Raw genomic sequence first — 26,610 nt, 5'->3', positions numbered from 1 at the left:
TCTCACCCCGGCCCCGCCCGTCAGGCCCCCGGCGCCGCCGCTCAGCCCTTCACGCAGATGACCTGCTTCAGCTTCGCGACGACCTCCACGAGGTCCCGCTGCTGCTCGATGACCTTCTCGATCGGCTTGTACGCACCCGGGATCTCGTCCACGACGCCGGAGTCCTTGCGGCACTCCACGCCCCGCGTCTGCTCCTCCAGGTCCTTCGTGGAGAAGCGCCGCCTGGCGGCGTTCCGGCTCATCCTCCGGCCCGCGCCGTGCGAGGCCGAGTTGAAGGACTTCTCGTTGCCGAGGCCCTTCACGATGTACGAGCCGGTGCCCATCGAGCCCGGGATGATCCCGAAGTCACCGGAGCCGGCCCGGATGGCACCCTTCCGGGTGACCAGCAGGTCCATGCCGTCGTACCGCTCCTCCGCCACGTAGTTGTGGTGGCAGGAGATGACCGGTTCGAAGGTCACCTTGGCCTTCTTGAACTCCTTGCGGACCACGTCCTGGAAGAGCGCCATCATGATCGCGCGATTGTGCTTCGCGTACTCCTGCGCCCAGAACAGGTCGTTGCGGTAGGCCGCCATCTGCGGGGTGTCCGCGATGAAGACCGCGAGGTCGCGGTCGATCAGGTCCTGGTTGTGCGGCAGCTTCTGCGCCTCTCCGATGTGGAAGGCGGCCAGTTCGTTGCCGACGTTCCGGGAGCCGGAGTGCAGCATCAGCCAGACCGAACCCGACTCATCGAGACAGAACTCGACGAAGTGGTTTCCCGCTCCGAGCGTTCCCATCTGCTTCGTAGCCCGTTCCTGACGGAACTTGACCGCATCGGCCACCCCGTCGAACCGCTGCCAGAAGTCGTCCCAGTCGGTCGCCGCAAGCCCGTGCAGCCGGCCCGGGTCCACCGGCTCGTCATGCATCCCGCGGCCCACCGGAATGGCCTGCTCGATCTTCGACCGGAGCCTTGTCAGGTCCCCGGGCAGGTCATTGGCGGTCAGCGAGGTCTTCACGGCGGACATGCCGCAGCCGATGTCGACGCCCACCGCCGCCGGGCAGACCGCACCGTGCATCGCGATGACCGAGCCGACCGTGGCACCCTTGCCGAAGTGGACGTCCGGCATGACGGCCAGACCCTTGATCCAGGGCAGCGTGGCGACGTTGTGCAACTGCTGCATCGCGACGTCCTCGACCTGGGCCGGGTCGGTCCACATGCGGATGGGAACCTTCGCGCCCGGCACCTCTACGTACGACATAATTCCTCGATTCCCCCGAAAAGCCTGAAAGCGCAAAACCGGTGCCAAGGTCGGCAAAAGTATCGGCCGACCGGCATTCACAGCGGCGCGTGCGATACACATTGTGTCCACCGGCCGCCGACGAGCGGCAACCGTTTTTCGCACGAAGGGAGCCCAGGACCGTGCGACGAATGGCGTACGCATCCGGCGCCGTGCTCATTGCAGCGCTCGCGGCCGGCTGCAGCAGCGGCACCGGGACCGGTGATTCCGCCACCGACAGCAAGCCCGGGGCCCCGACCACTTCCGCCGCACCCCCGGGCAAGTACCGCACCCTTCCCGAGGCCTGCCGCTCCATCGCACCCGCCACGCTGAAGGACCTGCTGCCCGGCACCTCCGAGTTGCCCGAGGCCCAGCAGGAGAAGGTGCTCGACGGCTCGCCCGCCGTCACGTACGACACCGACCGCCGGGCCGGCTGCCGCTGGAAGACCGAGGCGCCCGACGGCACCCGCAGCCTCTCCGTCGACTTCGAGCGGGTCGTCTCGTACGACCCGGCCGTGAGCGACGACGACCGCGCCGGCGAGGTGTACGAGAAGAAGAAGGCCGCCGCCGACCTGCCCTCGGCCTCCACCTCGTCCGACAGCGCGGGGAACGGCACGCCGGACTCCCCGTCCGGGACCGCCGGCGGAAAGCCGGGCAAGGACGCGCACACGAGCGCGGACACGGACGGAAAGACCGGCGGGAACACCGGCGGCAGCACGGACGGCGGCACCGCCGACAGCCTCCAGCCCCGGGTCCTCGATTCGCTCGGCGACAACGCATTTCTGGACGATCTGCTCACGCCGGCAGGTTCCACCGCACAGCACCGCACGGTGAGCGTGGTATTCCGCACATCGAACGTCATCGTGACCATCCAGTACACCTCGCAGCCGGCCCTCTCCACCGAGGTGCCCGACAGCAAGGAACTGCAGGAGAAGGCCCAGGCACTGGGCCGGAAACTGGTCGACAGGTTCAGCGAGTAACCCCGCCCCCGGCCGGTCCGGCCCGGCCGCCGGCCGCCCCGCGAACCGTCCGGCCGAGGCGGCATCCGGCTGCCGTCCGTCGTACCGTGGCCCTCCGGAACCACCGCCCGCCGACCGCCGGCACCACGTCGGCGTCCCCTGCCCACCGACCGTCCGGCCGCCCGAACGCCGCGCCACCCGAGTGAAGGAACCATGCACCGATCAGCCCCGCGACTCACCCGCATACTCGCCTGCGCCGCCGTTCCGGTGATGCTCGTCGTCGCCGGCTGCTCGTCGAACTCCGACGGCGAGAAGGACAAGGCCTCGTCCTCGTCCCCCGCGCCGGATGCGACGAAGTCGGAAGCCAAGGTCGCCGCCGCGAAGTTCGCCGCGCTGCCCGACCCGTGCAAGTCGATCACCGCGAAGACGGTCAAGTCCCTGGTCCCCGCGGCCAAGGACAAGACGGGCACGCCGGGCAAGTCCAGCGACACCGCCGCCCGCGGCAGCTGCTCCTGGAACGGTCTGGACGACAACGGCGTCAAGGGCTCCCAGTACCGCTGGCTCGATGTCGGCTTCACCCGCTTCGCCTCGGACCAGGCCCTGGGCAGCGGCGCCGACCGCGCCGGGGAAGACCTCACGAAGCAGATCACCAAGGCCAAGGCGGCCGAGGGCGCGAAGAAGCTCGTCACGACCCCCGTCAGCGCGATCGGCGACCAGGCCACGCTGATCACGTACGACCTCGCCAAGACGGGCGAGGACTTCAAGTACGCGACGATCGTCGCCCGTACGGGGAACGTCGTCGTCACCCTCACCTACAACGGCGCGGGTTACGCGGGATCGAAGACCCCGGCGGCCGAAAAGATCACCACGGGCGCCAAGATGGGCGCCAAGAACGCGGTCGCAGCGGTAGCCGCCGCCAACGAGAGCCCGAAGGCGAGCGCCTCGCCCAAGTCGCCCGCCAAGTCCTCGGGCAAGACGACCGACAAGGCGACCGACAAGGCGACTGACAAGGCGACTGACAAGGCAGCGGACTAGACCCAACGCCCCAGCGCAGAAGCTGATTCACGAAGCCCGGTCCTCCTGCGGGAACCGGGCTTCGCCCCTCCCCGCGCAACATCTCTCGCACGCATGTGCCAGGCTGTGCCCGCCAGAACTCGAAATCGTCCCTCCAGACCGGACGTCGGAGACGAAGAAACGGGAAGGGGATCGCGGGTGGCCGCGATGCAGCTCACACGCACGCACCGAATACTCATCGGGCTCGTGGTCGCAGGTGCGGTGCTCATCGCAGCGATCGGCTTCGCGGGCTCGTACTCGGCCGTGCGCGAACTCGCCCTGGAGAAGGGCTTCGGCAACTTCTCGCTGGTCTTCCCGATCGGCATCGACGCCGGCATCTGCGTCCTGCTCTCGCTGGACCTGCTGCTGACCTGGCTGCGCATCCCGTTCCCGCTGCTGCGCCAGACCGCGTGGATGCTGACCGCCGCGACGATCGCGTTCAACGGTGCGGCCGCGTGGCCGGACCCGCTCGGCGTCGGCATGCACGCCGTGATCCCGGTGCTGTTCGTGGTCTCCGTCGAGGCCGCCCGGCACGCCGTGGGCCGGATCGCCGACATCACGGCCGACAAGCACATGGAGGGGGTCCGCCTCACCCGCTGGCTGCTCTCTCCCATTCCGACGTTCCGGCTCTGGCGGCGGATGAAGCTGTGGGAGCTGCGGTCGTACGAGCAGGTCATCAAGCTCGAACAGGACCGGCTGATCTACCAGGCCCGCCTCCAGGCCCGCTTCGGCCGCAGCTGGCGCCGCAAGGCGCCCGTCGAGTCGCTGATGCCGCTCCGCCTCGCCAAGTACGGCATCCCGCTGGCCGAGACCGGCCCGGCCGGACTCGCCGCCGCAGGCATCGAACCAGTCCTGCTGCCCCCGGCCCCCGCCCCCGCGGAAGCTGTCGCCGCCGTCGAAACGGCCCAGTTCCAGCAGCCCGAACTCGTCGGCGCCCCGCAGCAGGAGCAGTACGCCGAGCCGGAGCAGCAGCCGCAGAACCAGCAGCAGAACCAGCAGCAGATCCGGCAACGGAACCAGCAGCAGAACCAGCAGCTCCAGCAGCAGAGCGCCTTCCAGCCGCACTCCCAGGCCCAGGCTCAAGCCCAGGCCCCCGACCCCGCCTCGTACGAGAGCCCGTGGTTCGCGGCACAGGCGCCGGACGGCGCGTACGAGGGTTCGTACAACCCGACGTACGTCGACGCCCAAGAACCCGGCCCGGTCATGATCCCGACCGGCCCCGGCCGCACCCGCCCGCTGGGCAACGTGGGCACGATCGGCGCCATGCCGGCCCCGCGCGGCGAGCAGCGGCTGCCGGTCCCCGAGGCACCCGAGGCCCCCGCGTCCGACGACGAGGCCCCCGCGTCCGGCAACGCCCCCGATGAGCCGAAGCCCGTCGCCGAGGCGGCCGAGGAATGGGCGGAGGAATGGGCGCAGGAGGACGCGGAGTTCAGCGAGATCGCCTACGAGGTCTTCGCGGCGTTCGTGACCCAGCACAGCACGTACCCCAGCATCGAGGTTCTCGACATACACCTGTCGGACGGCCACAACGTGCGGCACCCGCGCAGCGCGGCCCTGCTCCGCCAGCTGATCCAGGGCTTCAAGAACCGCTACCACGCGGAACTCGAAGCGGAGCACATCGCGTAAGCCACACCAGCCCCACCAACCCCACACCAGCAACTGCAACAGCAACAGCAACGCCGAAGGGCCGCCACCCGCAGAACAGCAGGGGTGGCGGCCCTTCGGCGTTCGTCGTTACGCGCCGAGCAGCCTGCGCACCCGGTCCGCCCCGACCGCGAGCAGCAGCGTGGGCAGTCGCGGCCCGGTGTCCCGGCTGACGAGGAGCCGGTACAGCAGCGCGAAGAACGACCGCTGCGCGGTCTTCAGCTCGGGCGTCGGCTTGGCGTCCGCCTCCAGCCCGGCCAGCGTCTTCGGCACGCCGTAGACGAGCGTGGTCAGCCCGTCCAGCGACCAGTGCGAGTCGAGACCCTCCAGCAGCAGCCGCAGCGATGCGCGGCCCTCGTCGTCGAGCGAGCCGAGGAGTTCCTTGTCCGGCTCGTCGCGGACGACGGTGCGGGCCTCGGCCGGGACCTGGGTGGTGATCCAGTTCTCGGCCCGGTCCAGCCGGGGCCTGGCCTCGTCCAGCGAGGTCAGCGGGTTCGCCGGGTCCAGCTCGCTGAGGATGCGCAGCGTCTGGTCCTCGGCCCCGGCGGTGACGTCCGCGACCGAGGCGAGGGTGCGGTACGGCAGCGGGCGCGGGGTGCGCGGCAGCTCACCGGCGGCCGTCCCGATCGCGCGGGCGTACGCGGCTGCGTCGGCCGGCAGCACGGAACCGTCGGCGACCTTGCGCCCCAGCGAGTCCCACTCGTCGTAGAGCCGCTGGATCTCCTGGTCGAAGGCGATCTTGAAGGACTGGTTGGGCCTGCGGCGCGCGTACAGCCAGCGCAGCAGCGGGGCCTCCATGATCTTCAGCGCGTCGGCCGGGGTCGGCACGCCGCCCTTGGAGGAGGACATCTTCGCCATGCCGGAGATGCCGACGAAGGCGTACATCGGTCCGATCGGCTGCACGCCGTCGAAGATCTCGCGGACGATCTGGCCGCCGACGACGAACGAGGAACCGGGCGAGGAGTGGTCGACGCCGCTCGGCTCGAAGATCACGCCCTCGAACGCCCAGCGCATCGGCCAGTCGACCTTCCAGACCAGCTTGCCGCGGTTGAACTCCTTCAGCCGAACCGTTTCGGCGAAGCCGCAGGCCGAGCAGGTGTAGTTCAGCTCGGTGCTGTCGTCGTCGTACGACGTGACCGTGGTCAGGTCCTTCTCGCAGTTGCCGCAGTAGGGCTTGTACGGGAAGTAGCCGGCCGAGCCGCCGCTGCCGTCGTCCTCGCTCGCGGCGCCGGAGCCCGCCTCGGCCTCCAGCTCGGCCTCGTCGGCCTTCTTCTGCTGCGGCTTCTTTCCCTTGGCTCCCGCCGCCCCGTCCTTCTTCGTCCGGTAGCGGTCCAGGACGGCGTCGATGTCGGCGCGGTGCCGCATCGCGTGCAGGATCTGCTCGCGGTACGTACCGGCCAAATACTGCTCCGTCTGGCTGATCCCGTCGTACTCGACGCCCAGCTCGTCCAGCGAGGCCAGCATGGCGGCCCTGAAGTGCTCGGCCCAGTTCGGATACGCGGAGCCGGCCGGGGCGGGCACCGAGGTAAGCGGCTTGCCGATGTGCTCGGCCCAGGACTCGTCGACGCCCGGGACACCGTTCGGCACCTTGCGGTAGCGGTCGTAGTCGTCCCAGGAGATCAGGTGCCGGACGGTGTGGCCGCGCCGGCGGACCTCGTCGGCGACCAGGTGCGGGGTCATGACCTCGCGGAGGTTGCCCAGGTGGATCGGGCCGGACGGGGAGAGGCCGGAGGCGACGACGACCGGTTTGCCAGGCGCACGACGCTCCGATTCGGCGATGACCTCGTCCGCGAAGCGGGAGACCCAGTCGGTCTCGGTGCTGCTCTGACTCTGAGCCACGGTCGGCACGTCCTTCTCTCTTGTAGGACTCATGGGGGGCGAGTGTCATTCTCCCAGGTACCGCCCACAGCGCGAAAACGGCTTTGCACACCGTGGGATACTTGGCGTCATCCCTTGTACTCCTACGGAAACGGCAGCCAGCTGATGGCCTCGGTCAATTCCCTCGCTTCCACGCTCCAGCAGCAGCTGGCGGACGCCCTGACGGCAGCCCTGCCGGATGCCGGCACCGCGGACCCGCTGCTGCGCCGAAGCGACCGGGCCGACTTCCAGGCCAACGGAATCCTGGCCCTCGCCAAGAAGCTCAAGGGCAACCCGCGCGAGCTGGCCGCCCAGGTCACGGCCGCCCTCCCGGCGAGCGATCTGATCAAGGACATCGAGGTCTCCGGCCCCGGCTTCCTGAACATCACGCTCTCGGACAAGTCGATCACCGAGACGCTCGCGGCCCGTGCCGCGGACGGCGAGGGCCGGCTCGGCGTGCCGTCCGACAGCGCCGCGGGCACCACGGTCATCGACTACGCCCAGCCGAACGTGGCCAAGGAGATGCACGTCGGTCACCTGCGGTCCGCCGTGATCGGTGACGCGATGGTGCAGATCCTGGAGTTCACCGGCGAGTCCGTGGTCCGGCGGCACCACATCGGTGACTGGGGCACCCAGTTCGGCATGCTCATCCAGTACCTGATTGAGCACCCCGACGAGCTGAGTCACGAGGGCGACAAGGCCGACGGCGAGGCCGCCATGTCCTCGCTCAACCGGCTCTACAAGGCCTCACGGGCGCTCTTCGACTCCGACGAGGAGTTCAAGGCCCGCTCGCGGGACCGGGTGGTGGCCCTCCAGGCCGGCGAGGCGGAGACGCTCGCCATGTGGCAGCGGTTCGTCGACGAGTCGAAGATCTACTTCTACTCGGTCTTCGACAAGCTCGACATGGAGATCAGCGACCCCGACATCGTCGGCGAGTCCGGCTACAACGACATGCTGGAGGAGACCTGCCGGATCCTGGAGGAGACGGGCGTCGCCGTCCGCTCCGAGGGTGCGCTCTGCGTCTTCTTCGACGATGTGCTGGGCCCGGACGGCAACAAGGTCCCGCTCATCGTCAAGAAGACGAACGGCGGCTACGGCTACGCGGCGACCGACCTCTCCGCGATCCGCGACCGGGTGCGGAACCTCAAGGCGGACACCCTGCTGTACGTGGTGGACGTCCGGCAGTCCCTGCACTTCAAGATGGTCTTCGAGACGGCCCGGCGGGCCGGCTGGCTGAGCGACGGCGTCAAGGCGCACCAGCTGGCGTTCGGCACCGTCCTCGGCAAGGACGGCAAGCCGTTCAAGACCCGTGAGGGTGTCACGGTCAAGCTGGAGGACCTGCTGGACGAGGCGGTCGAGCGGGCGACGGCCGTGGTCCGGGAGAAGGCCGAGAAGATCGGCCTGACCGAGGAGGAGATCATCGAGAACGGCCGGTACGTCGGCATCGGCGCCGTGAAGTACGCGGACCTGTCGACCTCCGCCGTGCGGGACTACAAGTTCGACCTGGACCAGATGGTGTCGCTGAACGGCGACACGTCCGTCTACCTCCAGTACGCGTACGCGCGTATCCGGTCGATCCTGCGCAAGGCCGGCGACGCGAAGCCGGTCGCGCACCCGGAGCTGGAGCTGGCCCCGGCCGAGCGGGCGCTGGGGCTGCACCTGGACCGGTTCGCCGAGGTGCTGTCCGAGGTCGCGGAGGGCTACGAGCCGCACAAGCTGACCGCGTACCTCTACCAGCTGGCCTCGCACTACACGACGTTCTACGACCAGTGCCACGTCCTCAGCGACGACAACCCGGCCGAGGTCGTGGAGAACCGGCTGTTCCTCTGTGACATCACCGCCCGCACGCTCCACCAGGGCATGAAGCTCCTCGGCATCCGGACGCCCGAGCGGCTCTGAGCACCACACGTTCCTGACCTGCGGGGCCGCGAAGGGCCGCTGACACGCTCGTGACCCGGAGCGCTGTCAGCGGCCCTTCGCGCGTCGGGCCGAGCACGTGCCCATCGCGGTGATGCGTCAGGGGGTGAGGCCCTCCGAAGGGCTCAGGAGGGCTCAGGAGGGCTCAGGAGGGCGAGACCCCTACGGCTGTGACATCCGCGCCCGTGTCGCACCAGGTGGTGGAGGTTCCACCGGACACCGCACGGTTGCCGAAGTGCCGGTAGGTGCCGTAGCCGGGCTTGTAGCAGTCGATGAACTCGGTGAACGCTCCGCCCGTACAGCTGATGGAAGCGCCGTGGTGTCCCGCACTCCCGACCAGGAGCTTGGGAGTGCTGCAGGAAAGCCCTGCCGCGGATGCCGCGGCAGGCGAGGCCATTCCCAGCAGTCCCGCGCCGGCCAGCGCGAAGGATGCGGCGACAGCCGCGACACGGTGATGACTACGCACGTTCGTCTCCTCTGAGGGTCGGACAGAAGCGGTCGGTCGGATCCAGCCTGATCGAGCCCGGACTGATCCACTAGACCGCCCGAACCGACTGGCCGAAAGCGGCATACCGCCCCATGGGGCATGAAACGAGTGCCCGCAAGGACACACAGGGGTCGAAGCGGGCGACACGCGCGACGTGAGAGACGGAGAGTCAGCCGAAAATCGACTACGCACAGCCATTCGACGCATGCAGTGCGTATGCAGCGCGCACGCAGCGCTGCCGGCTCCCCCGCCAAGCCGGGAGCCCTGTCTGCCCGGCCCCCCGCGCCTGGCCGGGAGCCCCGCCTGCCCGGCTCCCCTGCGCCTGGCCGGGAACTACTCGGGCCGACCCAGCGCCCACCCGGAGACATCGGACAGCCGGCCGCGCCACAGCGGCAGCCGCAGCGGAGCCGTACCGCCGAACACGAGGGTGGCGTCGCGCAGGTGGATCCAGCGGGGCAGCCGCTGCGCGTCCTCGCCGTCGCGGAGTTCCTTGATGCTCTGATCCACCGTCTCGGGGAACTCGGCGATGAGGTTGGCCCCCTCGCCCTCCACCTGGCGCAGGCTCCTGGACCACTCCGCCTTCCAGGCCTCGTGCCCGATCACGTCACCGTGCAGCACACCGGCCGGGATGGTCAGCGTGAGCGGCAGCCCGGAGCGCATCTCCCGGTCCAGGAGCTGGATGAGCAGCTGGAGCTGGAGATCGGGCACCGGCTCGGTGATCACCGCGTTCGAGTCCGGTGCGAGGTCGACGGACTCGTTCATGTGCTGTTCCCTTCGCCGCAGCGGTCGTCCCGGAACCGATTCCGGCCAAGCCGCACTGTCTGGTCCCGCTCACCTTCCCCCAGGAACCCGACGCACGCCTCAAAACGGGCGGCCACCCGTACGGGCCAATTTCGGATATCCGGCAACGGCTCGGGTACACGCAGCCAGGACCGGCCGCCGAGCCCTTCCCCCTGGGGTGTATCCACATGACAGACCCATGCGCCACACCCGATTTCACCGCCGCGGAAACGGTGTCGGAGGCCGCACCCCCACCGCTCCGGGCCTCGGAGGCCCGCGAGGCCGCCGCCGTCTTCGTCGCACAACTCAACCCGGCGCCGTCCGCCCGTGCGGTCCAGAACCTGGTGCTGCTCTCGTCGGAGCTGGTGACGAACGCGATCCGGTACGCCGGAGGCGTCACCGCCCTGTCGTTCGGGGCCGATCAAGGTGCGCTGCACGTACGGGTCGTCGACCCCAGCCCCACCCATCCGCAGTGCCGCGCCCCGGACCTGACCGGCCGGACGGGCGGCTTCGGCTGGCCGATGGTCCTCCGGCTGGCCAACAACGTCACCGTCCACCGTCACGGCAGTCGGGGGAAGACGATTCTCGCGACGCTGGCACGCTGACGGGTTGACCGCTTGGCGCGTACGGTTCGGGCGCGACGGCTCCAGTCCGTACAGCTCCGGCGCGTACGGCTGTGGCGCGACGGCTCCAGCCCGTACGGCTTGCTGTAGCGCGTACGGCTCAGACGGCGCCCAGGAGTCCGAGCACCTTCCGGACCGCCTCGATCACCGGCTCCCCGACCGCCGACACCGTGGCCGCGATCCCGGCGACCGCCAGCAGCGCGCGGTGCCGCTCCTCGGGTGCCGGCGGCGCGTCGGCCTCTCCGGTGAGGGCGGGCAGGTTGTCGTCCAGGACCCGGGCACTGGCGGGCGGGAGTTGCCCCCGCAGCTCACCGACCAGCCGCAGCAGTTCCCGTACCGCCTCCCGCAGTTCCGGGGAGACGGGCTCGGTGGCGGGCTGCGCGAAGCGGTTGTTCTGGATGCCCGTGTTCCCCGAGCCGCCATACATGTTGACGTTGTCGCCGGTCATGAATTCGCAATCCCCACGTTCCCGGATCCGCCGTACATATTGACGTTGTCCCCGAAGTGGTAGGTCTGGGGACTCGCGCTGATTCCCTCCACCCGCACGGTGAACTCCGCTTCCGGATGGTCGATCGCGTACGTGATGCGGCCGACGAGCTCCATCAGATGGTTCGGGTCGTGGCTGGTCACCATCGCCGTCGACAGCCCCGACGTCTCCACGGCGAGCACGAAGTGCGAGCGGGCCGACAGGACCTTCGTCATCTCCACCAGGAAGTAGACCAGCGAGCCCGCCGTCCCGAGCGACACGAAGAAGATGAACGGGCCACCGCTGCTCTCACCCCGGCCCAGGGCTGCCACCCCGTCCACCAGCAGGATGAGCACGGTCAGGCCCACCGCCATCGCGAGCGTCAACGCCACACGCTTGCAGAAGCGCACTATGGCCTCCTTGCGGCGCGGGCGCAGCACGAACGTGAACACGCGGACGATGTTCTCCAGCGGATACGCGGCCGGCCCGACCCACAGCAGCCGCTTGCTGATCCTCAGGTACACCGCGTGCACGAGGGGCGACGGCGCGGGCGCACCCATGGGTCGCGGGGGTACGGCCGGTGGTTCCACTGTTTCCCCCTCGAACGATCCGCTCGCCGCGAAGGATCCATTAGGCGTCGCGCCGTTCGTCAACGCAAGTCGAATTTACCCAACGAAGCTTCTCCTCCCCGGAATTGGCGAAATCTCACCACCTGGGCCGACCCGGAGGCCCCCGGCTGTCACGACTCCCGGCGGAACTGGCACCAGACGATCTTGCCGGGGCTACGCTCCCCCACCCCCCACCCGTCGGAGTACGCCGCCACGATGAGCAGCCCCCGCCCCGACTCCCCGTCCGGCTCCCGCCCCGCAGGCGTCCCGTCCCCGCTGTCGTGCACCTCGACCCGCAGCAGCCGCCCCGCCTCGCTGAGCATCAGCCGCACCCGGTACCCGCGCCCCGGCGGCACCCCGTGCACCAGGGCGTTGGTCGCCAGCTCGCTCACGCAGAGCAGTACGTCGTCGGCCCGCGCCCCGTACCCCCAGTCCTCGGCGGCGGTCCGTACGAACTCCCGTGCGGACCGCACCGATCGACGCTCACGCCGGTAGAACCGCTCGCGCATCAGCACGAGTTGCATCGTCTCGTTCATGAGACGAGAGTCACACTCTGTGACTATGCTGATGCACTACGTGCACCCGTACAGATTTCTTGTACGTCCCGATCACGCGTGAAGTACGGACAAGAGTGGGGAGTGGGGACCGTATGCACCCCAGGAATCGGCAGCGCAAGAACGCGTCGGCAATGAAGCTCGTGGGCGCGCTCGTGGCCCGGTTCCGCATCGCCGCGGGACTGACCCAGCGCCAACTGGCCGAACAGGCCTGCGCCCAACCGGAAACCATCGCCTCCATCGAACAGGGCCGCCGCACCCTGCTCCCTCCCCTGGCCCGCGTCCTGGACAGCCTCCTGGACACGAAGGGCACGCTGGAGACGGCGGTGGACAACATGCCGGAGGTGGACCTGATCCCGGCGTGGGCGGAGCAGTACATGGACCTGGAGCGGTCGGCGCTGGCGTTGTCGTTCTTCGCCAACCAGGTTCTGCCCGGCCTGTTGCAGACGGAGGCGTACGCGCGGGCCGTCTTCGGCAGCCGCGTTCCTGCGTTCAGCCCGGAGGAGATCGACACCCACGTCAGCAACCGGCTGGAGCGTCAGGAGATCATGCGGCGCACACTCCCACCCACCACGAGCTTCATCATCTCCGAGGCGATCGTGCGGGCACCCTTGGGCGGTCGCGTCGTGCATGAAGAGACCCTCCGCCACCTGCGCGCATGTGCCGATCTCCCTGGATTCACGCTCCAGATCATGCCCCTGGACCGGGCTACGCACGCAGCCCTCGACGGCCCGTTCATCCTGCTGGAAACACCGGACTACCAACACGTTGCCTACACCGAGACGCAGCGAGGCAGCCAGCTCATCTCCGACCCGGACGACATCAGCATCCTTGCCCAGAGATATGCGATGCTGCGGACGCAGGCCCTCAACGTCGAGGATTCGAAGGGTCTGTTGGACCGGCTGCTAGGAGAGCTATGAGCACCGCACGTGTTTGGTTCAAATCCAGTTACAGCGGCAGCGACGGTGGCGAGTGCCTCGAAGTCGCCTACAACTGGCGGAAGTCCAGCCACAGCAGCGAGCAGGGAGGCGCCTGCGTCGAGGTCGCCGCTCACCCCCGCGCCGTGCACGTCCGTGACTCCAAGAACCCCGACGGCCCCGCACTCACCCTCACCCCCACCACCTGGGCCACGTTCACCGGGCACGTCGGACGCTGACGGGACGACTGTCAGTGGGGGCGCCTAGGGTTTTGGCATGGCGACGCTCCCGAATCCCCTCCGCTCTCCGGCCGACGCCGGGCTGGAACTCCCGCCCGGCACACGCGTGGTCGACACGGTCGACGGCGCGTGGGACGAACCACTGCTCTGGTACGGGGCCGAGTCCGCGTCCCCCGGCTCGTGGGCCGCGCTGCGCGCGTTGGGGCGGCCCTTCGGGCTGCTTCCGGTGCTGATCGACGGCGGGATGCGCACCCAGTGGCCCGAGCACTGGGACCTCACTCCGGCCGGGACGACGTACCCCGGGGACCATGACGCCGAGGACGTCATGAGCGAGGTGTGGGAGGCGTACGCCGACGACGAACTCGACCTCGACGACTCCGAGACCGACTGGCCGGGCCTGGCCCCCGTGCCGGCCGAGGCGGGGCCGGACACCCCGGACGGTCTGGCGGCCGAGATCGCGGACCAGATGACCCAGATGGACTTCTCGCCGGCCGGAATGCGAGCCGGACTGGTGCCCGCGCGGCGCAGCGCGGACATACCTGCGGCGATCGGCTGGTCGGGACCGCTCAACCACGAGAACGACGTGGCTCGGCTCTGCGCGGTGCTGCGTTCCTGGGAGGACCGGTTCGGGGCGCGTGTCGTGGTGCTCGGCTTCGACACGATGGTCGTCTCCGTGAGCCGCCCGCCGACCACGGCGGCCGAGGCCGAGGCGCTGGCCGCCGAGCACTTCGCGTTCTGCCCGGACAACATCCAGCAGTCGACACTCAACACCCTCCAGACATACGCGGAGAAGGCGGTGCTGAACCAGGAGACTTGGGCGTTCTGGTGGGACTGAGCCTCAACGAGGGTCCAGCCGAGATGCCTGCCAAACCCACATTGAGATGATCACGAGAGCCTGAACGCGCGCGTTGTGAATGTGAAGCCGGCTGGACGGCTCGGGGAATCGGGCGAGCGGGTCCGGGAGCCCAACCGAATGACTACGATCTGTGTATGGTCGATCACGAGACGGCGTTTCAGTCCCTGGACGGTACCGCGCTGTTCGGCACGGTCTGCTCGGCGGAGACGCCGGTCGGGATGGCGGTACTGGTCCACGGGTCAGGGGTGACCCGGGAGGAGGGCGGCTTTTTCACGCGCTTGGCCGCCGGCCTCTCTGCCTCCAGAGTGACCAGTCTGCGGTTCGACCTGCGGGCGCACGGGGCCAGCGGCGGACGCGAGTCGGAGCTGACGATCGCCTCGGTGACCAACGACATCCGCGCGGCCTGCGATCACCTGCGCGCGCACACCGGCTGGCCGGGCCCGGTGCACGTGATCGCCGCCTCGTTCTCGGGCGGCGCCGCCGCGCTACATGCCGCGCATCGACCGGGCGATGTCGACAAGCTGGTGCTGTTGAACCCGCGGCTGGACTACAAGGAGCGGTACGTCACCTCCCGGCCGGGTTGGTCGGACGACTACCTGTCCGGGGACATGGCCGTCCGGCTGGACGAGCAGGGCTTCACCGAGAAGTCGCCGTTCGAGCTGAACCGGACCCTGCTGAACGAGGTCTTCTACCTGGACACCCCGGCGATCCTGGCCGAGGTGCGGGCGCCGTTGCTGATGATGCACGGCACGGCGGACACCTTCGTGCCGGTCGAGTCCTCCCGCCGGCACCAGGCGATGTTCGGCGGGCCGGTGGAGCTGGTGGAGCTGGACGGGGCCCAGCACGGCTTCGCCGTCCACGACGACCCGCAGTATCTGGACCCGCAGTCGCAGGTGTGGCAGCGCAAGGTAATCGAGAAGGTGAGCGCCTTCCTGGCCGGTTAGGCGACCGCCAACTCGTCCAGCCGCTGCCGGAATTCGCGTACGGCCGGGCGCTTGGCGTACGGCGCGAGGTCGTGGGCGGTGCGGTGGAGTTCGGCGAGGGCCTGCCCGAAGCGGGCTCCGGCGGCGAGCGCCAGTGACTCCAGCGCGGCGGTGGCGGCTTCGTCCGGTTCGCCGGCGGCGACCAGGGCGCCGGAGTACTGCGCGGTGAAGAACGCACGGTCGCGGGGCGCGAACACGTCCGTGGCGAGGTGTGCGCCGAAGAGACTGACGGCCCGTTCGCTCTGGCCGGCTTCGCGGTAGCAGATCGCGCCCTGCACCATCAGCCGCTCTCTGTTGTAGCCGTCGCCGAGCGGGCCGGTGCAGGTGGCGGGCCCGCTCGCAGGGGTGGCCTGGCCGAGCACGGTGTGCGCCTGGTCGAGCGCGCGGGCCACCTCCTCGACACGGGCGCCGGTCAGGGCCAGCGCTCGGGCCTGCTGCTGAAGGGCTTCGGCGCGTGGCCGTGGTGGCAGGGTCCAAGGGCCGGTGGTGGCGGCGCGGGCGAGGTCGAGCATCCGGGCCGCGTCGGTGCGGTCGGTGGCCTGGGCTTGGCGGAGCAGGACGTAGGCGTGCATGGCGCCGTCGCCGGTCAGCGTCGCCCACTCCTTGGCCTGGTGGTGCCAGTACGCAACAGCCTGGGCGGGGGCGCCGGCGTCGCGGTTGAGCCAGGCGGCGAGTTCGGCGCCCCGGGCGCCGAAGACCAGCAGCTCGCGCCGCAGGCCCTCTCCGGCGGTCCGGGCGGCCGCGTTGATCGCGGCCAGGATGCCCAGTGCGGTGGGCAGCGCCTCGTGCGGGCCCGCCAGCCCGTCGGCGCGGGCGACGTTGTCCAGCTCGGTCCGCAGGTGGCTGAGGAGTTCTCCCTCGCCGTGCCGGTGGGCGCCATGGGCAGCGGCGGTGAGGTGGTCCAGGGCGTCAAGGTCGAGCACCGGGGCGACGCCCACCAGGCCCAGGAACGTCCGTCGGCGCACGTCGCACTCCTCCAGCTGTCGTCCGGGCGCGTCCGCGCGTCGGCCTGTCGGGCGGGCGGGGCGGACAAACCCGAGGCTTTCAAGGGGACAGCCGAACATCGCTTCCAGCACGCGCCGGGCGTCGCGGTTGGGCCAGGTCGACTCGCCCGCCTCCCACCGTCTCACCTGCCGCACCGAGATCCTGGCCTGCTCGCGCAGCTCGCGGGCCTCGTCCTCGTACGCGGCAGCGAAGTCCTCCTGGGTGTGCCAGCCGCGTTCGACGCGGGCGGCGACGATGCGCCAGTTGGCGACGGCGTGTTCGGGCATGGGCACCCCCGGATCCAAGGCCACCACGGTAGCCGCCATGACCACCGTGAGCGAGGGAACGGCACCTATCCGTCACGGTGTCCGGTGAAGCGTCCGGTAATCCGGCCTCGACCCAGGCCCCGCCCGGCGGTGAACTGTGAGCACCGGACCGGCCCGCCCGGCCGAGTCCCCAACACCCGCTCTAAGCAAGGAGTACGCGATGAAGACCACCGCGAAGGCCCCGGTCACCCTCGACCCGAAGAAGGTCGCCGCAATCCAGGCGAAGGGGTCGCCCGGCTCGTTGGCACCGGCGCGCTGGCTGCCGCCCCGCACACCTACCACCACTGAGTGATCTCCGGGAGGGCGGGGCGGCTGGGGCCGTCCCGCCCTCCCGGGCCCTCCAGCCCCGGTCCCGAACATCAAGGAGGCAATTCGTGGACACCCGCCTGAAGCTGACGTTCCTGGGCCACCAGACCTGGCTTGTCCAGGGCGGCGGCCACTGCGTCCTGATCGACCCCGTCCTCAAGCCGACGTTCGGCCTGCCCGGCCGGGCCGAGTGCCGGGTCTGGCCGCCGCGCCGGATCGACACCCGACTGATGCCCCGCCCGGACGCCGTCGTGCTCACACACGAGCACCTCGACCACTTCCACCCGCCCTCCCTGAACCTGCTGGACCGGCAGGTGCCCGTCTACACCGGGCCGCTGCTGCCCGCCCCGGTCGAGGAGGCGATCGTCCGGCTCGGCTTCGAGGTCCGCAGGGTAGACCACACCGAGGCGATCGAGCTGGGCGACCTGCGCGTCACCCTCTACCCCGCCGGCGCCCAGACGCTCTTCTGGGAGGACCGCGTCGTCCAGCCCTGCCTGCAGGTTGGCGACGGCCCGGCCGCATTCGTCGCGGTGGACGCCGATCCCTCGGACCTGTACCTGCAGTTGGTCGCCGAGGGCGCCCAGCCCGTGCCGCGAATGGCCGTGGTCTCCAACAACTCCCAGATCGTGCCGCCCGACATGCCCGCCTCCTCGGTCAACCTGCTGCCCGGCGTGGACGGCACCCGCCACAAGACCGGCCTGAGCGTCCTCAACCAGCTACTGCTCGACGTCCTCGCCCCACTCGACGGCATCAAGGACGTGGCGCTGTGCGGCAACGGCTTCCTGCCGCCCGGCTCGCCACACGGGCCCTTCCTCTACTCCGACCACCCGAAGATGGCCGCGGCAGCCAACGGCCTGCAGAACCTCTTCCACGTCCACGGACCGCGTCCGGGCGAACGCCTGACCCTCCCGGCCTCGCCAGCGGAGAAGGTGACGTCCGGCCAGGTCGGCTGGGTGCGGATCGACGACGACTTCGAGTACGAGGCACTGGCCACCCACGCCGCGTTCCTGGCCGACCCCGGAGGCGTCGAACTGTCCCCGCTCGCCGAGCCGCCCACCGACCGCAACCAGGCCCTCGCGGCAGTGAAGGCGGAGCTTCCACGGCTGGGCCGCGAGTTGCTGGCCACCGGCGCCGGGATGCTGGCGTGCAGCATCCACGAGTACCTCTCCGGCCCGCTCGGCCCTCACCGTGCGGTGCTGCGGCTCAAGGACGGCCCGGCCGGCGAGCTCCTGCAGTTCGCCTGGGACGTCACCACCACCGACTTCGTCCAGGTCGAGGCGACGGGCCGCGAGGAGGCGATGGCCGTCTACCCCTTCGGCGCCGAGATGTTCTTCCAGGACTACCTCGCCCTGCTCACCGGCCGCCTGCAGGTGTGGGACGTGGCCGGCGGCGCGATGGAGTGCTGGCACATCGGCCGCCCCCTCGACAGCCTCGTCTACGCCTTCTTCGGCATCTACGGCGAGCACCAGCGCCCCGACCTCGCCGCCCTCTCCTACGTGAATCTGGCCGCCGGCATCACTGCGCCGGCGGGTGCCCGGTGACCATCGCCCCGGCCACCGCCGCCGAGGCGCTGACCGGACTGGCCCGCATCCGCCCGGCCGGGTGGCTGGCCACCCCGATGCCCACCGACCCCGTCGACCTTCTCGTGCGGGCTCGCCAAGCGCTCTCCGCCGACCACCCCGGCGTGGACGGCAGGGTCAGCGTGCTCAGCGCCCGCTACACCGCCGCAGTGTTCACCGTGCACCGGCCGCCGTCGGAGGGCTCGCTGGTGCTCAAGCTCCACGCCGACCCGGCCGCCTACGCCGGGGAGACGCTCGCCTACGCGCTGCTGGCCGACACCGCCCCGGTTGCCCGGCTGTACGCGGAGGGCGAGGGGTCTCTGTCGCTGCTGCTGGAGTACCTGCCCGAGCCAGCCGACTGGACCAGGGTGGAGATGCCCGCGTTGCTGGCGGAGCGGGTCGCCGCTGTCCACACGGCCTCACTGCGGCTGCCCGGCGAGGCCGCCGAGGCGATGGCCGGCTTCACCCTCGCCGCCCTGCACCGCGCCCCGACCCCGGCCTGGATCACGGACCCGTCCGCGTTCAGCGAGGTGCTGGCCGCGCACCTGGACGCCTACGGCCCGCGCCTGGTGCCGCTGGGCCACCTCGACCTCAAGCCCGAGCACCTGCGGCGCCGCCCGAGCGGCGAGGTGGTGCTGCTCGACGTGGAGAGCGTGCGCCCGGACGTGACCGGGCTGATCGACCTGGCCACCCTGCCCGCCGTCCTGCGGCAGGCCGGACACGAGCTCGCCCCGGCCCGGGTGCTGGGCCTGTACCTGGACGCCACCGCGGCCCGGGGTGCCCGCTGGACGGCCGGCTCGCTGAAGCTCGCCCTGCGCGCGTACGCGGCGGCCACCGGCCTGGAGAGCCTGCACGGCCTGGACCGGTGAAGGCCGAAATGCCCGGTGCCCCGCTGAATCTTGATGACCGGCGGGGCGCCGGGCGTTTCGGCGCGATCTACGGGCCCTCGATGCCGATGATCGTGCCGAACGGGTCGCGCAGCTGGGCGATGCGCCGGCCGGGCTCGATCGTCAGCGGCCCGCGATGGTGCTTGCAACCGGCCGCCAGCAGCCGCTCGCGGACCTGGTCGACGTCGTCCACGCCCCAGTACACGACCGGGCTGCCGCCCCGGGGATTGCGCTCGTCGTCCACCGGGTGGAAGCCGACCTCGACCCCGCCGGTCTCCACCCAGGCGTAGACGGCTCCGGTGTCGCTGACGTCCATCATCACGGGAACGTCCAAGAGCTCACCCCACCACCGGGCCGACGCCTCGGGGTCCACGGCGAAGGTCATCACAGTACGTACGGTGCTGAACACGGCCCACCTCCAGAGGGGTGCTTACGAGTTCCGGATCCCGTCCAGGTTCATGCCGCCGGTAGCCCCCGATTTCCGCAACGGCTCGGCGAAGGTAGGCATCTTGGCTGTACTCCCAATGAGGAAGAGCGGTGGGGAGCCATCAGAACTCCGTCGCGCAATTGAAGCAGGACGGGCGACCGCTTCGGAGCTGGGCCTTCAGGTCGACAGTGCGATCGTCGTCCACACTCGATCACTGCGGACTGGGCTGAAGCCGTGTTCTGGGGTGAGGCCGGGGCAGACGACGGGCTCGTCGCCGACCAGGCTGGGGATCAGGCTGCCGGGCCGAAGACCACGGATGACCAGAGCGCCCGCCGCAGCGTTCAAACGGTAAGCACCAGCTCACTTACCGGCCGCCAGGAGCCCGCGCAGTCCGGCGACATGGGCGCTGACGTCGCGTTCGACGGGCGGGTCGGCCTGGGTGGCGGTGGCGGTGGTTGCGGGCTGGCGGCAGGGTTGGCAGAGGCCGTCGGGGAGTGCTTCGGGGCGGCCGGGGGTGCCGCATTCGGTGCACTCCATCATCACGCGTCGGGTGGGGTTTGCGGCGGGCGGCGGTGTGGGGGTGGTGGGCAGTGCGGGCGGGATCTTGTCGTTGAGGCGGCGGCGGACGAAGCCGACGGGGGAGTCGACGCGGGCGGGCAGTCCGGCGGTGAGTGCGCCGGTGAGGTAGTCGGCGTCCACGCCGCGTGCGAACCACCGCTCGGCCAGGCCCTCCAGGACCGCGCAGTCGGCGGCGGAGAGCGCCAGACGCGCATCAACCCGCCCGAGCCCGGCCAGCGCGAGGTACGCGGGCGAGGGGGCAGGGCGCTCCGTCCGGGGTGCAGGCACCGCTTCCCGCACGGGCGCAGGCACCGGTTTCCGCACCGGTGCGGGTGCCCGTTCCGGCATCGGTTCCCGTACGGGCTGAGGCGCGGGCTCGGGCACGAGGGCGGACACGAGCACGGGCACGGGCTCGGACACGGCAGCCAGATGGCTCGCCCACCATTCGCTGTCGTGGGCGGTCCGTGACCAGTAGGTCCGGAACACCCACCGCACCTGGTCACCGCCACCGACCGCGCACCGCACGCGCCGCAGGTGCCCGGCGACCGACAGCGCGGTCAGCGCGGAACTGACGGCCTGCTGCCCGTACAGCGGGAGCTGCTTGGCGAGGCACTTCACGCTCATCGTGGCGCCCTCGGGCAGCTGCTCGATGAACCCGGCCACATACCGCTCCCGCAAGGGCAGCAGCGCGAAGTCATCAGCGCGGGACGGGGGTTGATCCGGAACGGATCGCTTGCCGTAACCGGGATGGGCCATCGGGTACGGGGCCGACACTGCGAACGCGGACACGGCGGGACTAAAGTTCTGAACAGCCACGAGATCGGTCCTCTTACTTCGATCTTGGAGGTCAGACCCCGGCTCGGTGCTGAATACACCGCGTCGGGGTCGTTTAGTTCTCGCACCGTAGACAGTCGCGACGCACCGTCGCAAGCTGTCACCATTAGTCATACTTGATGGCCGTGACGGGTCAGGGAGGTCGGGAGGGTTTTCCCAACCACCCTTCTTTCCCTACCGGTTAAAAGAAGGCGTTCGAACCTCGGAGCTCGTGGCTCGGAGCTCGAATCCCAAGTCCCAAGCCCCGGGCCGACCCCGCCCCTCCGTACGCTCGAACGAGTGAACCGCTCCTCCAGAAGCCCGAAGCCCGAAGCCCGGGACCCGAGACCCGAGACCCGAGATTCGGGGGCGTCAGTCGGTCTCCCACTTGGAAGCGCTGCGGTTGTAGCGGTACTCCGGCCGTCCCGCGATGCTGCTCGTACGGAACGGATTACCGCCGTCGTCGATGCGCATCGTGCCCGTCTGGCCGCCGCTGCTCCACTGCAGTTCCAGGTACCAGCGGACGTCATGGCCCTCCACATGCACGTTGAGGTCGAAGACCTCCACATCGCTGGAGGAGACGCGGAACGGAAAGTTCTTCGGCGCCACGGTCTTGTCCCCCTGCTTCCCCGCCACAGGGGTGACCGTGGGACGGCTGTTGTCCAGGGCCACATCGAAGGACTGGGGCTCGATACCGCTCCCGCAGCCGTCAGCTATCGAGAACGCGGACTGCTTCAGGGGTGCGCTGCGGTTCAGCACCCGCACGTTCATGCCCTGCAGCACGACCGCTTCCTCCGACCTGCCCTGCACCGTGAGTTCGATCTTCATGTGGCCGCCGTCCACCCCACCCAGCGCGCGGGCCCAGCCACGGGTGTCCTGCGGATCGGGCGGCGGAGGGACGTTGGCGGGGTCGTCGTCCAGCAGGTAGTACTGGCCGCAGGGCCCGTCCCAGTTGTACGAGCTGATGGTGACGGTCGGGGGCCGCCCGGGGGCGCCCTTCGGCTTGGTCTCTGTCTTGTGCGAGACGGACGCGGTGGGGTTCGCGGACGGGGTGGCGGGCCCGGTGGTCGCGGAAGCGCTCGGCTTCCCCGACGGGCTGGGCGACGTGGAAGCGCTCTCCGAGGCGTCGGCCACGGCTCCCGCCTTCTTGTCGTCACCGGGGTCGATGGCGCCCGAGGCGCTCGCTGCGTCGTCCTCGCTTGCTCCGGCGAGCTGGTTGGCGACGACAGCGGTGGGCACGGTGAGCGCGACGACGGCCGCCGCCGCAAGCAGCACGCGCGTACGGGCCGACGCGCGCCGCCAGCGGTTACCCGAGGGGGCGGGCACGGCCAGGTGCTCACGCTCCAGTTCGGAAGCATCGGAAGCAAGCGCGGGTCCGGGTCCGGGTCCGGGTCCGGGTTCAGGTTCAGGCGCGGGTGCGGCTTCCGGCTCACGCTTGAGCTCGGGCTCAGGAGCCGGCGCTCTCCCCGCGGGGGACACCGCACCGGTATCCGCCCGGAACCCGGCAGCCGCCGCCCCGGTCTCCGGCTTCCCGCGTCGCCGCGCGGCCTCGGCGACGATCCACCGCCGGTGCAACTCCACGAGTTCGTCGGACGTGGCTCCGCACAGACGGGCCAACCGTTCGACGGACCCGTACTCGTTGGGGACGGCGTCCCCGTTGCAGTACCGATGGAGCGTCGACGTGCTGACGTGCAGCTTTGTGGCGAGCACCCCGTAGCTGCGTCCCGAACGGTCCTTCAGTTCCTTGAGCAGGGCCGCGAAATCTTCGGCCTCCGGCGTCGCCACTGCAGCGTTCCCCCTCCTGATTCGTCCCGGAACACCATTCCAGGGACGTGGAATCTGCCCAGGTCACAGTACGCGCAGGTATTCCAGCATCCCCAATGGCCCGGCAGGCGTTGCGGCCGGAATCCGCCGCCCCGCAGTCTGTGACCACACCGCAGAACAACCAGCACCGAACCGCACAACAACCACCACCACTTCACGGGGAGTACCACCATGCGCAGCAACCGCATCCGCACCACCGTCATCGCCGCCACCGCCCTCCTGGCCGCCCTCTCGCTCACCGCATGCAGCGGTGACAACGGCAGCACGAGCGACAACGGCAAGGCGGGAGCGTTCGCCCCGGCAGCGAACAGCGCCGCCAAGCAGTCCCAGCCCCCGGCGGCCGCGCCGGAGAAGGACGCCACCGCCACCGACACCGGCACGCAGAACACCGGCATGCAGAACAGCGGCACGCGGAACGGCGGGACGCAGAACAGCGGAAGCGGCACGAGGACGAACACCGCACCGCCCGCCACGAACGGCGGAAAGGGCGCCGCCGGCTCCGTGGAGCAGGCGAGCAAAACCACCAACAGCAAGCCCGTCACCTGCACCGGCAGCAACACCAAGACCGCCGTGAGCAAGGTGAGCCGCCCCATCAACCACCTGCTGCTGACCGTGACCAACACGGGCTCCCGCACCTGCTACGCGCACTACGCACCCAAGCTCCGCTTCGACGACGCGCAGGCCGTCTTCCCGATCCTGGACGACAGCCAGCCCCAGGCCGTCGTGACGCTCAACCCGGGCCAGTCCGCCTACGCCGCCATCGGCCTGACCGGCGAGCCCGGCAGCGGCCCGGCCCCGCGCAAGGGCAACCACCTCCAGGTCAACTTCGCCGGCAAGAACAACGTGGGCTCCACGGGCGCCCCCGCCGAGCTGACGCTCCCCGCCAACACCTACTGGGACGACAACGGCTTCGTCACCTACTGGCAGACCGAGATGGCCGACGCCCTCCAGTACTGAACAGCCCCCAAAAGAACGGGTGGTGCCCCTTGCGGGTACCGCCCGTTCCTGCATGTCGTCGCGGAGCACGCACCGACCGTCAGGCGCCCGGCTCCTACCGTTGGCGGTCGTCGCACAGCGCGATCCCTGCGACCGGCCCCCACCGGAAGTCCCTGGTCATGATCCTTGGGTAGAGGCCGGCCGACCACTCCGCCACCTCCGCCTCGGGCCGGGTCGGCACCGCCACGGCCACGGCCACCGGACTGTTCCGGGACCGCATTCCGGGACCGCATTCCGGGCCGAAGCGCCCCCGCCGCGCCCTCGAAGTCCACCTGCGGCTCCACCGCGAACCTGTCCGGGCCGCCCGGACGAGTATCGGACGGTCCGTGGTCCACCGGCTCCTCGTCCTCGACGAACAGGACGAAGCGAGTGACCCGGCGACGACGCCACGGCGACAGCTTCCGGTGCCGCAACGCGTCGTCCAGATCGGAGAGCAGCGCCCTCAACAGCGCCTGCTCGACCACCTCCGGGTCAGCGTTCCGGCCGCCCGGCGCGAGATCCTGAACCGAGGCGAAGAAGTCCCCACCGGAATCCCGCGCAGCTACCGGGCCCAGGTCGCGCAGCCGCCCCGGCCGGTTCGCCGCAGATTGTTCGGTGTACACCCCCCGGCGCACCTCCCTGGCCCGACCGGCTCCGCTCCCGGTCGGGCCAGGGGGGGTGCGGACGGTATGCGTGGTAGCCGTCTCCCCTCCCCTGTGAGCAGCACCAGCGCTGCGGCATTCTGCCGGCCCGGCTGCCCCACGACCACGGCATTCGAAGCGCGACAGATCGCCCCGCAGTCCGTCGAACGCCGCCGTTTCCCCGCCTCGTCCGTCCCGGAATACCGTTCCAGGGACACCACATCTTCCCAGGTCAGAGGGTGTGCAGGCATTCCAGCGTCCCCAATGGCGTGGCAGGTGTTGCGGCCGGAATCCGCCGCCCCGCAAGCTGTGGACACACCGCAGAGACCACGGGGGACGAGCAATGAAAACGCTCTTCCGCATCGAGCTCATCGATGTCCTGGCCATCGGCGTGGTGATCGTGACCGGCACAGTCGTCATGATCCTGATCCGCCGGCCCTGAACCACCCGCACTTGAGCCTCACACACCACCACTTCACGGGGAGTACCACCATGCGCAGCAACCGCATCCGCACCACCGTCATCGCCGCCACCGCCCTCCTGGCCGCCCTCTCGCTCACCGCCTGCAACGGTGACAACGGCAGCACGAGCGACAACGGCAAGGCGGGAGCGTCCGCCCCGGCAGCGAACAGCAGCGACAAGCAGTCCCCGTCCGCCGCGCCGGAGAAGGACGCCACCGCCACCGACGCCGACTCCGGCACCAACACCGGCGGAAGCGGCACGACGAAGAACACCGCGCCGCCCGCCACGAACGGCGGAAAGAACACCGGCGGCTCCGCGGACAAGGCAGGCAACTCCAGCAGTGGCAAGACGGACACCACCTGCGCCGGCGAGAACACCAAGATCACCGTCACCAAGGTGAGCCGCCCGGTCAACCACCTGCTGCTCACGCTGACGAACTCGGGCTCCCGCACCTGCTACGCGCACTACGCACCCAAGCTCCGCTTCGACGACGCGCAGGCCGTCTTCCCGATCCTGAACGACAGCCAGCCCCAGGCCGTCGTGACGCTCAACCCGGGCCAGTCCGCCTACGCCGCCATCGGCCTGACCGGCGAGCCCGGCAGCGGCCCGGCCCCGCGCAAGGGCAACCACCTCCAGGTCAACTTCGCCGGCAAGAACCCCGGGAGCACCTCGGGCACCCCGTCCGAGCTGACGCTCCCCGCCAACACCTACTGGGACGACAACGGCTTCGTCACCTACTGGCAGACCGAGATGGCCGACGCCCTCCAGTACTGAACAGCCGCTACTGAACAGCCGGCACTGAACAACCGGCACTGAACCGTACAGACCACCAGCACCACCACCACCACTTCACGGGGAGTACCACCATGCGCAGCAACCGCATCCGCACCACCGTCATCGCCGCCACCGCCCTCCTGGCCGCCCTCTCGCTCACCGCGTGCAGCGGTGACAGCGGCAGCAGCGAGAGCAGCAAGGCGGGAGCGGCCGCCCCGGTAGCGAACACCATCGACAAGCAGGCCACGTCCCAGCCCGAGTCCCAGCCCGAGTCCCAGCCCCAGACCGCCGCACCGGAGGAGGGCGCCACCGACGCCCCCGCCACCAACTCCGGCACCAAGACCAGCGGCAGCGGCACGACGAAGAACACCGCGCCGCCCGCCAAGAGCGAAGCGAAGAACACCAGCGGCTCCACGGACAAAGCAGGCAACACCGCCAGCAGCAGCAAGAGGGTCACCTGCACCGGCAGCAACACCAAGGTCACCGTCACCAAGGTGAGCCGCCCCATCAACCACCTGCTGCTGACCGTGACCAACACGGGCTCCCAGCTCTGCGACGCCTACTACGCACCCAAGCTCCGCTTCGACGACGCCCAGGCCGTCTTCCCGATCCTGAACGACAGCCAGCCCCAGGCCGTCGTGACGCTCGACCCGGGCCAGTCCGCCTACGCCGCCATCGGCCTGACCGGCGAGCCCGGCAGCGGCCCGGCCCCGCGCAAGGGCAACCACCTCCAGGTCAACTTCGCCGGCAAGAACAACGTGGGCTCCACGGGCGCCCCCGCCGAGCTGACGCTCCCCGCCAACACCTACTGGGACGACAACGGCTTCGTCACCTACTGGCAGACCGAGATGGCCGACGCCCTCCAGTACTGAGCAGCC

The 26,610-nt window shown here is 70.1% G+C and carries 27 protein-coding genes; 15 read left to right on the top strand and 12 right to left on the bottom strand.

The genetic code is table 11. The features are described 5' to 3' along the window. Positions 1–41: 41 nt before the first annotated feature. Positions 42–1,235 (bottom strand): RtcB family protein, encoded by a 1,194-nt coding sequence (locus AB0I52_RS09400; protein ID WP_363070527.1) that lies wholly within the window; start codon positions 1,233–1,235, stop codon positions 42–44. Between the two features lie 170 nt (positions 1,236–1,405). Between AB0I52_RS09400 and AB0I52_RS09395 the strand changes: the two genes are divergently transcribed. The 3 genes from AB0I52_RS09395 to AB0I52_RS09385 all read left to right on the top strand — a co-directional run bounded on the left by AB0I52_RS09395 (position 1,406) and on the right by AB0I52_RS09385 (position 4,891). After that, positions 1,406–2,233 (top strand): DUF3558 domain-containing protein, encoded by an 828-nt coding sequence (locus AB0I52_RS09395; RefSeq protein WP_363070525.1) that lies wholly within the window; start codon positions 1,406–1,408, stop codon positions 2,231–2,233. A 192-nt stretch (positions 2,234–2,425) separates the two neighbouring features. Then, complete coding sequence (locus AB0I52_RS09390) at positions 2,426–3,247, top strand: DUF3558 family protein (RefSeq protein ID WP_363070523.1); 822 nt, start codon at positions 2,426–2,428, stop codon at positions 3,245–3,247. A 186-nt stretch (positions 3,248–3,433) separates the two neighbouring features. Beyond that, positions 3,434–4,891, top strand: a complete 1,458-nt coding sequence (locus tag AB0I52_RS09385; RefSeq protein WP_363070521.1) for a DUF2637 domain-containing protein — start codon at positions 3,434–3,436, stop codon at positions 4,889–4,891. Positions 4,892–4,999: 108 nt separating this feature from the next. On the opposite strand, the gene lysS is transcribed toward AB0I52_RS09385, so the two are convergent. Continuing rightward, positions 5,000–6,757 carry a lysine--tRNA ligase gene (lysS, locus tag AB0I52_RS09380; protein WP_363070738.1) on the bottom strand — a complete coding sequence of 586 codons (1,758 nt, stop codon included), beginning with the start codon at positions 6,755–6,757 and terminating at the stop codon, positions 5,000–5,002. Positions 6,758–6,892: 135 nt separating this feature from the next. Between lysS and argS the strand changes: the two genes are divergently transcribed. Then, a complete protein-coding gene (gene argS / locus AB0I52_RS09375; protein ID WP_363070736.1) occupies positions 6,893–8,665 on the top strand; it encodes an arginine--tRNA ligase in 1,773 nt (590 codons plus the stop codon). Between the two features lie 163 nt (positions 8,666–8,828). Here the strand turns inward: argS and AB0I52_RS09370 are convergent, their stop codons facing one another. Then, positions 8,829–9,149 (bottom strand): hypothetical protein, encoded by a 321-nt coding sequence (locus tag AB0I52_RS09370; RefSeq protein ID WP_363070519.1) that lies wholly within the window; start codon positions 9,147–9,149, stop codon positions 8,829–8,831. A 354-nt stretch (positions 9,150–9,503) separates the two neighbouring features. Beyond that, positions 9,504–9,932: a hypothetical protein gene (locus tag AB0I52_RS09365; RefSeq protein WP_363070517.1), complete on the bottom strand. Its 429-nt coding sequence runs from the start codon at positions 9,930–9,932 to the stop codon at positions 9,504–9,506. A gap of 206 nt (positions 9,933–10,138) precedes the next feature. On the opposite strand from AB0I52_RS09365, the gene AB0I52_RS09360 reads away from it, so the two are divergent. Next, positions 10,139–10,555, top strand: coding sequence for an ATP-binding protein (locus AB0I52_RS09360; protein ID WP_363070515.1), 417 nt, complete (start codon positions 10,139–10,141; stop codon positions 10,553–10,555). 118 nt (positions 10,556–10,673) lie between these two features. Here AB0I52_RS09360 and AB0I52_RS09355 read toward each other — a convergent pair whose 3' ends face one another. The 3 genes from AB0I52_RS09355 to AB0I52_RS09345 form a co-directional block, all read right to left on the bottom strand. After that, positions 10,674–11,021 (bottom strand): DUF5955 family protein, encoded by a 348-nt coding sequence (locus AB0I52_RS09355; RefSeq protein ID WP_363070513.1) that lies wholly within the window; start codon positions 11,019–11,021, stop codon positions 10,674–10,676. Further along, positions 11,018–11,599, bottom strand: coding sequence for a DUF6232 family protein (locus tag AB0I52_RS09350; RefSeq protein WP_363070511.1), 582 nt, complete (start codon positions 11,597–11,599; stop codon positions 11,018–11,020). The genes AB0I52_RS09355 and AB0I52_RS09350 overlap by 4 nt, the downstream gene beginning before the upstream one ends. A gap of 179 nt (positions 11,600–11,778) precedes the next feature. Next, positions 11,779–12,183 carry an ATP-binding protein gene (locus AB0I52_RS09345; protein WP_363070509.1) on the bottom strand — a complete coding sequence of 135 codons (405 nt, stop codon included), beginning with the start codon at positions 12,181–12,183 and terminating at the stop codon, positions 11,779–11,781. 152 nt (positions 12,184–12,335) lie between these two features. Here AB0I52_RS09345 and AB0I52_RS09340 point away from each other — a divergent pair, with 152 nt between their 5' ends. From AB0I52_RS09340 to AB0I52_RS09325, 4 genes are all read left to right on the top strand, one after another. Then, positions 12,336–13,121 carry a helix-turn-helix transcriptional regulator gene (locus AB0I52_RS09340; protein WP_363070734.1) on the top strand — a complete coding sequence of 262 codons (786 nt, stop codon included), beginning with the start codon at positions 12,336–12,338 and terminating at the stop codon, positions 13,119–13,121. Beyond that, a complete protein-coding gene (locus AB0I52_RS09335; RefSeq protein ID WP_363070507.1) occupies positions 13,118–13,357 on the top strand; it encodes a DUF397 domain-containing protein in 240 nt (79 codons plus the stop codon). Before AB0I52_RS09340 ends, AB0I52_RS09335 begins: the two co-directional genes overlap by 4 nt. Before the next feature lie 37 nt (positions 13,358–13,394). Further along, positions 13,395–14,192, top strand: coding sequence for a DUF4253 domain-containing protein (locus AB0I52_RS09330; protein WP_363070505.1), 798 nt, complete (start codon positions 13,395–13,397; stop codon positions 14,190–14,192). Between the two features lie 155 nt (positions 14,193–14,347). Beyond that, positions 14,348–15,157, top strand: coding sequence for an alpha/beta fold hydrolase (locus tag AB0I52_RS09325; RefSeq protein WP_363070503.1), 810 nt, complete (start codon positions 14,348–14,350; stop codon positions 15,155–15,157). Here AB0I52_RS09325 and AB0I52_RS09320 read toward each other — a convergent pair. Next, positions 15,154–16,467, bottom strand: coding sequence for an XRE family transcriptional regulator (locus tag AB0I52_RS09320; RefSeq protein WP_363070501.1), 1,314 nt, complete (start codon positions 16,465–16,467; stop codon positions 15,154–15,156). The genes AB0I52_RS09325 and AB0I52_RS09320 overlap by 4 nt on opposite strands. Before the next feature lie 199 nt (positions 16,468–16,666). On the opposite strand from AB0I52_RS09320, the gene AB0I52_RS09315 reads away from it, so the two are divergent. The 3 genes from AB0I52_RS09315 (at position 16,667) to AB0I52_RS09305 (ending at position 19,240) form a co-directional block, all read left to right on the top strand. Next, a complete protein-coding gene (locus tag AB0I52_RS09315; protein ID WP_363070499.1) occupies positions 16,667–16,798 on the top strand; it encodes a hypothetical protein in 132 nt (43 codons plus the stop codon). Between the two features lie 82 nt (positions 16,799–16,880). Next, complete coding sequence (locus AB0I52_RS09310; RefSeq protein ID WP_363070497.1) at positions 16,881–18,353, top strand: MBL fold metallo-hydrolase; 1,473 nt, start codon at positions 16,881–16,883, stop codon at positions 18,351–18,353. Further along, positions 18,350–19,240 (top strand): hypothetical protein, encoded by an 891-nt coding sequence (locus AB0I52_RS09305; protein ID WP_363070495.1) that lies wholly within the window; start codon positions 18,350–18,352, stop codon positions 19,238–19,240. The genes AB0I52_RS09310 and AB0I52_RS09305 overlap by 4 nt, the downstream gene beginning before the upstream one ends. Before the next feature lie 67 nt (positions 19,241–19,307). Here the strand turns inward: AB0I52_RS09305 and AB0I52_RS09300 are convergent, their stop codons facing one another. The 3 genes from AB0I52_RS09300 to AB0I52_RS09290 form a co-directional block, all read right to left on the bottom strand. Continuing rightward, positions 19,308–19,667, bottom strand: a complete 360-nt coding sequence (locus AB0I52_RS09300) for a VOC family protein (RefSeq protein WP_363070493.1) — start codon at positions 19,665–19,667, stop codon at positions 19,308–19,310. Between the two features lie 378 nt (positions 19,668–20,045). Further along, a complete protein-coding gene (locus AB0I52_RS09295; RefSeq protein ID WP_363070491.1) occupies positions 20,046–21,059 on the bottom strand; it encodes a MarR family transcriptional regulator in 1,014 nt (337 codons plus the stop codon). A gap of 369 nt (positions 21,060–21,428) precedes the next feature. Beyond that, entirely contained in the window at positions 21,429–22,841 is a 1,413-nt protein-coding gene (locus tag AB0I52_RS09290; protein ID WP_363070489.1) for a helix-turn-helix domain-containing protein, read from the bottom strand. A gap of 210 nt (positions 22,842–23,051) precedes the next feature. On the opposite strand from AB0I52_RS09290, the gene AB0I52_RS09285 reads away from it, so the two are divergent. Then, a complete protein-coding gene (locus tag AB0I52_RS09285) occupies positions 23,052–23,837 on the top strand; it encodes a DUF4232 domain-containing protein (protein ID WP_363070487.1) in 786 nt (261 codons plus the stop codon). Between the two features lie 94 nt (positions 23,838–23,931). Here AB0I52_RS09285 and AB0I52_RS09280 read toward each other — a convergent pair whose 3' ends face one another. Continuing rightward, a complete protein-coding gene (locus AB0I52_RS09280; protein WP_363070485.1) occupies positions 23,932–24,096 on the bottom strand; it encodes a hypothetical protein in 165 nt (54 codons plus the stop codon). 892 nt (positions 24,097–24,988) lie between these two features. Here AB0I52_RS09280 and AB0I52_RS09275 point away from each other — a divergent pair. Together AB0I52_RS09275 and AB0I52_RS09270 are read left to right on the top strand one after the other, a co-directional pair. Further along, positions 24,989–25,732: a DUF4232 domain-containing protein gene (locus AB0I52_RS09275; RefSeq protein WP_363070483.1), complete on the top strand. Its 744-nt coding sequence runs from the start codon at positions 24,989–24,991 to the stop codon at positions 25,730–25,732. Between the two features lie 92 nt (positions 25,733–25,824). Then, entirely contained in the window at positions 25,825–26,604 is a 780-nt protein-coding gene (locus tag AB0I52_RS09270) for a DUF4232 domain-containing protein (protein WP_363070481.1), read from the top strand. The last annotated feature ends 6 nt before the right edge of the window (positions 26,605–26,610 follow it).

Origin of the sequence: Streptomyces sp. NPDC050423 (genome assembly GCF_040655445.1) — a bacterium.
Taxonomy (GTDB): Bacteria; Actinomycetota; Actinomycetes; order Streptomycetales; family Streptomycetaceae; genus Streptomyces.
The sequence above is the reverse complement of the archived record's forward strand: the minus strand, read 5'-3'. Positions and strand labels throughout refer to the sequence as shown.